This window comes from Pedobacter jamesrossensis (assembly GCF_042650905.1).
Lineage (GTDB): Bacteria > Bacteroidota > Bacteroidia > Sphingobacteriales > Sphingobacteriaceae > Pedobacter > Pedobacter jamesrossensis.
This window is the reverse complement of record NZ_JBHSBY010000086.1, coordinates 1-9622: the sequence shown is the minus strand read 5'-3', so window position 1 is coordinate 9622 and position 9622 is coordinate 1. Positions and strand designations below refer to the sequence as shown.

10 protein-coding genes and 1 pseudogene are annotated in these 9622 nt (G+C 37.9%); 5 read left to right on the top strand and 6 right to left on the bottom strand.

Annotated elements, in window-relative coordinates; genetic code table 11:
* The first annotated feature begins 281 nt into the window (after positions 1 to 281).
* Both ACFOUY_RS09510 and ACFOUY_RS09505 read left to right on the top strand, forming a co-directional pair.
* Positions 282 to 1559 carry a type IX secretion system plug protein gene (locus ACFOUY_RS09510; RefSeq protein ID WP_378960273.1) on the top strand — a complete coding sequence of 426 codons (1278 nt, stop codon included), beginning with the start codon at positions 282 to 284 and terminating at the stop codon, positions 1557 to 1559.
* 30 nt (positions 1560 to 1589) lie between these two features.
* The gene (locus ACFOUY_RS09505; protein WP_378960272.1) at positions 1590 to 2516 is read left to right on the top strand and encodes a hydroxypyruvate isomerase family protein; all 927 of its coding nucleotides are present in this window, start codon (positions 1590 to 1592) and stop codon (positions 2514 to 2516) included.
* Between the two features lie 189 nt (positions 2517 to 2705).
* Here ACFOUY_RS09505 and ACFOUY_RS09500 read toward each other — a convergent pair whose 3' ends face one another.
* The gene (locus tag ACFOUY_RS09500; protein ID WP_378960271.1) at positions 2706 to 4193 is read right to left on the bottom strand and encodes an alpha-amylase; all 1488 of its coding nucleotides are present in this window, start codon (positions 4191 to 4193) and stop codon (positions 2706 to 2708) included.
* Positions 4194 to 4446: 253 nt separating this feature from the next.
* Between ACFOUY_RS09500 and ACFOUY_RS09495 the strand changes: the two genes are divergently transcribed.
* Complete coding sequence (locus tag ACFOUY_RS09495; RefSeq protein WP_378960270.1) at positions 4447 to 4968, top strand: acyl-CoA thioesterase; 522 nt, start codon at positions 4447 to 4449, stop codon at positions 4966 to 4968.
* Positions 4969 to 5036: 68 nt separating this feature from the next.
* Positions 5037 to 6227 (top strand): cation:proton antiporter, encoded by a 1191-nt coding sequence (locus ACFOUY_RS09490; RefSeq protein WP_378960269.1) that lies wholly within the window; start codon positions 5037 to 5039, stop codon positions 6225 to 6227.
* A gap of 81 nt (positions 6228 to 6308) precedes the next feature.
* Here ACFOUY_RS09490 and ACFOUY_RS09485 read toward each other — a convergent pair whose 3' ends face one another.
* Positions 6309 to 6722 (bottom strand): EVE domain-containing protein, encoded by a 414-nt coding sequence (locus ACFOUY_RS09485; protein ID WP_378960268.1) that lies wholly within the window; start codon positions 6720 to 6722, stop codon positions 6309 to 6311.
* A 123-nt stretch (positions 6723 to 6845) separates the two neighbouring features.
* Here ACFOUY_RS09485 and ACFOUY_RS09480 point away from each other — a divergent pair, with 123 nt between their 5' ends.
* Positions 6846 to 8078, top strand: coding sequence for a tyrosine-type recombinase/integrase (locus ACFOUY_RS09480; protein ID WP_378960267.1), 1233 nt, complete (start codon positions 6846 to 6848; stop codon positions 8076 to 8078).
* Between the two features lie 314 nt (positions 8079 to 8392).
* Here the strand turns inward: ACFOUY_RS09480 and ACFOUY_RS09475 are convergent, their stop codons facing one another.
* The 4 genes and pseudogenes from ACFOUY_RS09475 to ACFOUY_RS09460 all read right to left on the bottom strand — a co-directional run.
* Entirely contained in the window at positions 8393 to 8569 is a 177-nt protein-coding gene (locus ACFOUY_RS09475) for a hypothetical protein (RefSeq protein ID WP_378960266.1), read from the bottom strand.
* A complete protein-coding gene (locus tag ACFOUY_RS09470) occupies positions 8526 to 9050 on the bottom strand; it encodes a hypothetical protein (RefSeq protein WP_378960265.1) in 525 nt (174 codons plus the stop codon). The genes ACFOUY_RS09475 and ACFOUY_RS09470 overlap by 44 nt, the downstream gene beginning before the upstream one ends.
* On the bottom strand, positions 9047 to 9301 hold the full coding sequence (locus tag ACFOUY_RS09465) for a hypothetical protein (protein ID WP_378960264.1): 255 nt from the start codon (positions 9299 to 9301) through the stop codon (positions 9047 to 9049). Before ACFOUY_RS09465 ends, ACFOUY_RS09470 begins: the two co-directional genes overlap by 4 nt.
* A 42-nt stretch (positions 9302 to 9343) precedes the next feature.
* A pseudogene (locus ACFOUY_RS09460) lies at positions 9344 to 9517 on the bottom strand (DUF932 domain-containing protein); the annotation flags it as partial.
* Positions 9518 to 9622 lie beyond the last annotated feature (105 nt).

Here is a 9622-nt window from a genome sequence, read left to right as displayed (position 1 = left end):
GAAATATCAAATGACATAAAAAAAATAAAGCGGATGAAGAGTTCAGAACTCATTCATCCGCTTTGCAAAAACAAACTATTTTAAGTCCACTTTTTCAGTGCCCTCGATTTTTTCTGGGGCTTTTTTTATGCAATTGTTCTTGCCACAGAAGTACTGAAACACAGAACAGTCTCTTTATTATTCAGTGTGAATCTGTGTTTCAGTGGCAATATTTAAATCCAGCTCAAAAAATATCCATGTAATTTTTTTTCATCTGTGGTTAATACTGTTTACTTTTAACCATGCAAAAACTAATCGCTGTACTACTAATCATCTTCCCTACCCTAATCTTCGCCCAAAACGATAAAGTATTTACAAACGAGAATAAAATTTATCTCCCAAATATTAAAACAGTTCTTTGCTATAACAGCAATAAAGAACAAAGTATCCCAGTGATTATACTTAATTCATCAGAAACCATTACTTTTTCTTTTGATGATTTATTGGCCGGAACAAAAAACTATTGGTACACAGTAGAGCATTGCACTTCAGATTGGAAAACATCTCGCATTACTAGCATCGATTATCTTGAAGGTTTTAACGATGATAGAATAATAAATTATAGATATTCATCAAACACAGCAAGAAAATATACTCATTATGAATTGAGCTTGCCAAACACACAGGTAAAACCTAAAATTGGCGGTAATTATGTGCTAAAGGTCTATCTCGATGGAGATAAAAACCAACCTGTTATTTCGCAACGCTTTTATATATTGGATAGTCAGGTGGCTGTGGTTGCCGAAATTACCAATTCGCTTCAGGTTGCAGATAGAAATTCTAAGCAGAAAATAAATTTCACGCTAAATCATTCAATGCCCATTCCAAATCCTTATCAGGATTTGAAAGCCATTGTTATGCAAAATTTTAACTCAAATACTGCTCAACTAAATACAAGACCTTCTTTCGTTCGCCCAAATCAATTAGTTTACAACGACATTAACACAAATGATTTTTGGGGAGATAATGAATTTAGAAAATTCGACACTAGAAGTTTACGTTTTAAGGGCGACAATGTTAGAGATATTTATCGTGACAATGAATCGGTTAACGTTATGCTCTTTCAGGACATTTCTAGGAACACAGGAACTTTTGCTAATCAGCTTGATGAAAACGGAAACTTTTTTATAAGGAATACTGATGGTCGTGATGATAAAACTGAAGCCGAATATATGGGCGTTTTATTTATGCTAAATGCCGCACCTCCAACAGCAGATGGCGAAGCTTATGTGGTTGGCCGTTTCAATAATTATACGCTAAGCAAAGAAAACAAGTTAGTTTACGATGCCAATAGAAAACAATTTTACGGCAACATTTTGCTTAAGCAAGGCTTGTACGATTATGAATATGCCTGGCTGGATAAAACAACTAAAACTGTAGAAACAAAACCTTTCGAAGGTGCATTTTTTCAGACTGAAAATACTTATCAAATTTTTGTTTATTACCGTAAACCTGGAGCAAGATGGGACACCTTAGTCGGCTTTACTAATTTAAGCAACAGAGTTTCCGATAGACGATAAATCATACATCCATTAAAATTTTTGAAGGAAATGAAAAGAAGTGAATTTATAAGAAACGGCTTTCTAACAGCTAGTGCAATTAGCGTAGGCACTGGCATAACTAATGCTTTTGCTACTGAAAAGACGGCGAATATATTAGCTGACAAAACCTTCAATATGGATTATGCTCCTCATCAAAGAATGTTCGAAAACCATGCGGGAAAAAGCTTTTTAGACCAGATTAAGTTCATGTACGATAGAGGTTTTCGCTCTATTGAAGATAATGGATACTTAAACCGACCTATTGATGAACAAGAGAAAATTGGAAACTTGTTATCTAAACTTGGAATGAGAATGGGTGTTTTTGTTATAGATGGAGGCGATAACTGGAAAACCTCACTTACAACAGGTAAAAAAGAATTTAAAGATAAATTTATCGAAACCTGCAAAAAATCTGTCGAAGCGGCCAAACGTTGCAATGCGAAATGGTTAACCGTTGTACCAGGTTTTTACGAACGAAAATTACCTTATGGAAATCAATTTGCGAACGTAATTGACGCTATGAGAGGAGGAGCAGAAATTCTTGAACCGCATGGATTAATCATGGTTTTAGAAACCTTGAGCGATACTCCAGAGCTCTTTTTACAGAAAACAAATGAAACCTATGCAGTTTGCAAAGCAGTACAAAGCCCGTCGTGCAAAATACTTTACGATATTTACCACATGCAACGTACAGAAGGCGATTTAATTAAAACAATGGAGCGTTGCTGGGATGAAATTGCTTACATTCAAATTGGCGATAACCCAGGCCGAAAAGAACCAGGAACAGGTGAAATAAACTATAAAAACCTTTTCAAGTGGCTCCACGCTAAAGGTTATAGAGGCGTTATGGGCATGGAACACGGAAATTCTCAAAGTGGAAAAGATGGTGAACTTGCCGTTATAAAAGCATATCGAGAAGCCGATAATTTCTTGTAAAATTTGCTCCCAACAATAAACTTATTTTAGAATATATATTCAGATTTATTAATAAAACAATTGCCACAGATTCACAAATTTTTAAAAATCGGTAAATCTGTGGCAAAAAATCGAAGCAGAACTTCGAGGAGTAAAACCTAATCCTTTAACATTCCCTTTTTCGCGGGAACGACTATATACTTACAAAAACTACCCTTTCATTACCCAAACAGAAAGGCTTCCTGCATTGCAATGAAACTCAGCCCAACCGTTTTCATCAATAACAAGTTCACCCTCTCTATGCCCTAAAGCATCAATAAAAGTTTTTCCAGCAAACTTTTTACCAATTTCCATTTCTTTAAAACCTTCTTCACCAGTACTCATTAAAACAGCTAAACCACTATTTTCATGTTCATCATCGCCTTCGCGTGTCCAACCTACACAATTTCCGTGGTCAAAGTGCTCACGTTGTAAACCATAAGCGTGGCTTGTTCTAATTTTGCTCATTGTTGCAACATCAGGTATAATGGCCAAATCTATGTGCACATCCTCTCCAGCTTCATTTTTATCATCATAAATTCCGCCATAAATATCTGTGAAGAATAAACAAGGAGTTCCTTGCTCACGTAAAAGAATCATCGAATAAGCTAATGGCCTAAACCAAAACTCTACATAAGATTCTAAAGCTTGCAATGGCTGCGAATCATGGTTATCAACAAAAGTCACTGCAAGTTCAGGGTTAATCTGTACTAAAGTTTTATCGAAAATAGTTCGCATATCGAACTGGTTTTTCTCCTGACTTGCCAGATAAAAATTATGATGTAATAAAGAATCAAAAATTTGAGTTCGTCCGGCAGTTATACCTATATATTCCAGCTGGCCTTCAATATCTACCACATTCCAATCTTCCGCAACAACAAAAAACTTACGATTATATTTTGAATTTAAATGGTCGAGCCACTCAATAATAAAATCGGGATTAATGTGTTTAACGGCATCTAATCTAAAACCATCAATTTTAGTTGTTTCAACAATCCATTCGCCCCAGTATTTCAACTCCTCAATTACAGCTCTGTTTCTATAATCGATATCGTTAAACATCAGGTAATCGTAATTTCCCAATTCTGTTGATGGCACTTTTTCAAAACCTTCTCCGGCAAAATTCTGAATCGAATAAATAGCTGTTTTCTTTAAATCCTCCGCCCAATCTACGCCGCTAAAACATTGATGATCCCAAATAAATTCTGAATATTTTCCTTTTCTACCCGGAAAAGTAAACTTTGTCCAGGCTTCAATTTCAAAAACATCACTTGTAAATTCTTCTCTATTATCAGGATTAACTGTTCTTACGCTAACCTTCTCTAACTCATCTCCACCTGCCTTATGGTTAAAAACAATATCGGCTAAAACGCCAATTCCTTGTTCGTGCAGGGCATCAATTGCTTTAATATACTCATCTTTAGAGCCATATTTTGTATTTACACTTCCTTTTTGGTCAAATTCGCCCAAATCAAAGAGATCGTAAACTGCATAACCTACATCATAAGCCGCATTATTAGATTTGTAAGCTGGTGGTAACCAAACAGAGGTTACACCAAGTTCTTTTAAATGACTAGCTTCAGCAGCAACTTTAGTCCATAAATTTTGTTCTTCGTTATAATACCAATGAAAAAATTGGATTAGTGTTTGGTTTTGCATCAATTCGATTTTTGATAAAGATAACAGGATATATATTTAATTGTTTGCCATAAAACGTAGGAAAGAATTTATTCTCAGAAAATGAAAGGAATGTGATAATCGACAACATCAGCCCTGCTTTCACTTACAGCCCTTACTAATCCACTCCATCATGTTTTAATAACTTAAGCATATGCACTTATTACATCAAAAGCCGTCAAAACCTCAATTTAATACCTTTATAATAGGCTTTTTTTTTACTTTTGTGCCCAATATGAGTTTGAAAAAGAAATTTGCGAAAGAGAGTTTTACCATAATGAACGAATTGGTATTACCAAATGATACCAACACACTTAACAATTTAATGGGCGGTCGTTTGTTACATTGGATGGATATTGCCGCCGCTATTTCAGCTCAAAAACACTGTAACCGAATAGTGGTTACAGCATCGGTTGATAATGTTTCCTTTAAACACCCAATAAAACTTGGCGATGTTATTACGATAGAAGCCAAAGTAACTCGTGCTTTTAATACATCGGTAGAGGTTCGCCTTGATGTTTGGGCTGAAAATATTCCTAGCGGTGCCCGTCAGAAAAGTAATGAAGCTTATTACACTTTCGTAGCTGTAGACCAAAGTGCCCGTACCATACCTGTACCAGAATTAATACCAGAAACAGAAGAAGAAACAGAACTTTTTGATGGAGCATTACGCCGCAGACAGTTACGCTTGGTTTTAGGCGGGAAAATGAATCCAAGCGATGCAAACGAACTTAAAGCTTTATTCTTTAAACCGTAATTTTACATAAAACTTCTTGGTGCTTAATATGTTTGTTTTATTTTAGCGGCTTACCTTACGCTGTAAATATGACAACATATACCATTCTTATTATTTTAAGCGGATTAGTAATTTTCTCTTATCTGTTTGATTTAGTGGCCAGTAAAACAAAAATACCTTCGGTATTGCTTTTGCTTTTATTAGGTATTGGCTTGCGTGTAATTGTAGATTATCTAAAAATACAAACCTTTAACTTTTTATCTATACTGCCAACTTTAGGTACGGTTGGTTTAATTTTAATTGTTTTCGAAGGCTCGTTAGAACTTAAATACGATCGCAATAAAAATAAAGTTATTAGAAGTGCGTTTCTATCGGCACTTACCATTTTACTTGGAACAGCAACCATAATCACGCTGATTATCTATCAGATTACACATAAAGACCTATATACCTGTATATCAAATGCAATACCTTTTAGTGTAATCAGTTCTGCAATTGCTATTCCATCGGCTGCAGCATTAGGTAAGCAAGATAGAGAGTTTGTAATTTACGAATCTTCTTTTTCGGATATTCTAGGCATTATCCTTTTTAATTTTGCTATTTCAAACCACTCCATTACCACATCGGCATTTATTGGTTTAGGTTTAAGCACTTTTTTGATTATTATGCTCTCTGCCATTGCTTGCGTAGTTTTGCTTTACATTATGGGAAGACTCGTTCACCATATTAAATTCTTCCTGATTATTTCGATATTAATTTTGGTTTACGCAATAGGACAATCCTATCATCTTTCCTCTTTGGTTTTAATTTTGAGTACAGGTTTATTTCTTAATAACGTAGATACGATTCAGAATGCCTGGTTTAGAGGCGTATTTCTTTATAAAAACTTAACAGCAGATTTATCTCAACTTTATCAATTATCTGCAGAAAGCGCATTCATTTTGCGAACATTTTTCTTTGTGATATTTGGTTTTACAATGAATATTAGCGAACTGAATGATAAACCAGTTTTAGCTAATGGCTTTTTTATACTCGCTACTATCTATATAATGAGGTTATTCTTCTTAAAAGTTTTCAAAAAAGGTACAATTGCTCCAATTCTGTATATTGCTCCCCGGGGATTGATAAGTATTTTGCTTTACTTTAACTTACCTGCATCACTTAAAATACCCGAAGTTGGGCCATCTTTTTTATTCTTGGTTGTATTAGGAAGTAGTATAGTAATGACTTTAGGTATCACATTAAGTAAGAGTAAAAAAGAAGAGATTTCTACGGTTTAGAATTAGCAGTTTTTTTTATCACACCTAATTATACAAGAATTTTTGAGTTAATTTGATAGTAAATTTAAAACGGCTAATTAATTAACTTCCCATTTCTAAAATCTTATCAAACTCTTCAGCTTTTAAAGGCATAACCGATAAGCGGCCTTGACGAACTAAGGAAATATCTTTTAGACTTTCCTCTGCCTTTATTTGCTCTAAAGAAACTGGATTTTTAAGCGATTCAACAGGTACTAAATCTACAACTACCCAGTTTTTATCATCGGTGGTTGGATCTTGGTAAGATTCTTTAACAACTTTAGCAATACCAACAACATTTTTCCCCTCGTTACTGTGGTAAAAAAGAACTAAATCGCCTTCACGCATATCACGCAGGTTATTGCGTGCCTGATAATTTCGAACGCCATCCCAAAAGGTACGTTTATCTTCATTAAACTTTGTCCAACTGTATTTAAATGGTTCTGATTTTACTAGCCAATATTGTGTTTTTTCCATCTTTAAGGTGGTTTAAAAGGGGTTTTTTATGCGATCGTTGACAAAACCGTTGACAAAATTGCTAACAATCCCGTTGACACCTCCTCAAGGCATACGACTTAAACCCTAGAAATTTAAAGCAGTATGAAAACAAGCAATGCCAAGCCACAGTCCCAAAACCATTTCATAAAGGAATGGAACGGAACGGATTTCAATCTATCGATCCCCGCAAAAATAACACATTCCAACAAACCTTTCCTATATTTTTATTGGCCAAACCCGGACAATTATGCCACCATAGAAAGGGCGCGAAAAGGGGGCATCGGTGGTGTGAAAGATACCAGGATTTCGATCAAGAAAAAAGCGGCTGCCGCTGTTGACGCGGTCATCCTGATGCTGGGCAGGGGCTGGAACCCTTTCACCAATGCCTATGTCGACCTTGGCGTACAGGTCGACCTCACCATTATCAGCCCCATTTCAAAATGCCTTGACGTTTGGGTCGAACATCGACAGGAACGCCATCAGAGCAAGATGATCGGAAAGACAGCGTTCAAGAACAATAAGATCGTGGTCAAGCACTTTAAGGACTGGTTGAATACAAAAGGTTTCCTCAACCGCAAGATCGGCACCTTTAATTCCCTGGACATTGACAACTTCCTAGGCTTCAAGATGAATGAACTGGGATGGGGAAAGGTTACCTATAATACCTACCGCTGCGACCTTTGTACATTTTTCTCCTATCTGCTAAAGTTCAAGGTGGTGCAGGAAAACCCGGTTAAGGAATCGGTAAAGAAAAATACCAGGCACGATAGTTCAAGGTTTGCCATCTATGAGGAAAAGGAACTCGAGACCGTGGTGAGGTTGATGGAAGGCGATCCTGGCTATTTTGGCCTCTACGTGGCCTCAAAAATGCTCTACCTATATAATATCCGTCCGGTGGAAATGACCAGGCTACAGGTGATGGACGTGGACTGGATCAAGCGGACCCTTATGTTGCCTCCCCACAAGACCAAGAACGAGAGCGAAGCCATATTTCAGCTCAACGATGAAATGTATGATCTTTTGGAAAAGCTTGTGGGCAATGCACCCGATGAAAACTTCATCTTTGGACACCGTTGCAGAACATCGCCCCAGCAGATCGACGAGCAATATTTCACCCAGAAGTTCAGATATTTCAGGATCAAGTACAGTATCAGTACCAAACTAAAATTCTATGCGCTCAAGCACAGCTCGAACTTTTATGACCTCGAAGATGGCGCTTCGTTCTATTCGATCATGGAAAAGAACAGGCATGCCTCCCTCCAGGTAACCAACGATTATATCCGGAACAGGCTGCTAAAAAAAATCGTGAAGCCGACCATAAACAACCGGTTCTAAAATCGTGAAGCCATCATCAAGGGTCAGCTAAGCGTGGAGTCGCGAAAAAAAAGTGCAGTCCGTTTGGACTGCACTAAATTGTATTCTAGAAAATCATTATTTTCTACCCGTAGATCAGCTTAAAAAGTTCCTCGTTGGTTAGCTTGAGTTCTTCCTCGGTCGCGTAGTAGGTGATCAGATCGTCTGTCAGCATTGCCCCGATCGTCCCCTTACCGTTTGGGTCCAGGTTAATGGCCTTGCAAAGGCTGGTCGGCGCAATGGTCAAGGTAAAATCCTTATTGTGCAGATCGGGAATTTCCCTTTGCCAGATACTCCTAGCCCTGAAATAGGATAGGCACCCACACCATCCCGCTATCCTCTACAGAACCTGGAACGATATAGCTCAGATACTCATCGATAACATCCCATGTGATGCCAATGGTACAATCGTGCTTATCCTTCAGCATATCAAGCACCTTTTGCGCTTCCCCATCTTTTAGGATGGTAACCATTATTTTTTGCTTGAATTTCCACGTCTTCAATGCTCCACACGATCGTTATCTTTCCGTGCTGTTCTCTCTGGTAGCCCACGATCGCACGTTCGTAAACGTATTTGGTCGACTGATCAAACGCAGCGGTAGCGAGCTGTAGATCTTCCCCGAACTCTTCGGTGAACATTTTTTCCGCATCGCCATTGAGTTCCCCGTTCACGATCTTGCAAAGGTCATCGTTACGCATGATCTTATTGCAGGAGTAATGGTTCGGATAGTATTTTTCTACAAATTCCCATACCCCATCGTCCTGTCTGGGATCTGGCGCATAGATTTCTGCTTCTTCCCTGATCCTGTTGATGTGGTATTTGTGAAGTGACAATATTTCGCTGCCTTCTGCGCTTGTCAATATCCTACGGACAAAATTTTCAAGATCGCTTGTTGTCTGTTCAATATCCGCCTCAACTGTAAGGGTGATATTGATTTTTATTTCCTGTGTCATGTTCTGATCTTTAAATGATTGTTAATAGGTTGCGGGGTTGGTGCCTTTAAAAGACGTAGGCCAAAGAGCCAATGGTATTTTGCCCTGTACCCGCTAAGCTCGATAGTGCCCATGAGCAGCCCCTTGGTCAACTGTACCTCAAAGGCATCACTTTTGGAGAGCTCCATTTCTTCTAGGCTCTGCAATAGCCTGAGCGCTTGGGCGATCTTTTCCAGATTTTGGCGCTCGTTCCTGTTTTTCCTTTTCATCATTATGCTGGGTTAAAAGTGGGGCGGTTTCCCGCCCCAGATAATTTAATTGAACTGTAAAGTGCCCTTGCTTGCAAAATCAACGCAGAGGTCAAAGGCAACCTGTGCCCTTTGCTTGGCTGTCCCCTCGGTGATGGACTTAAATTTTGCCTCGCCATCCTTAAACCTGCGCACGTTCTGAAAGTATCCCGTTACCGCGTTATAGGCTCCAAAGACTGTCTGGAGTTGCTACATTTGACTGGAGGAATTTAGTTGTCAGATTTAACTAGAAACTTTTAAATTTGATTATATGAGCAAACGAGTATTTGATGATTCCTTCAAAAA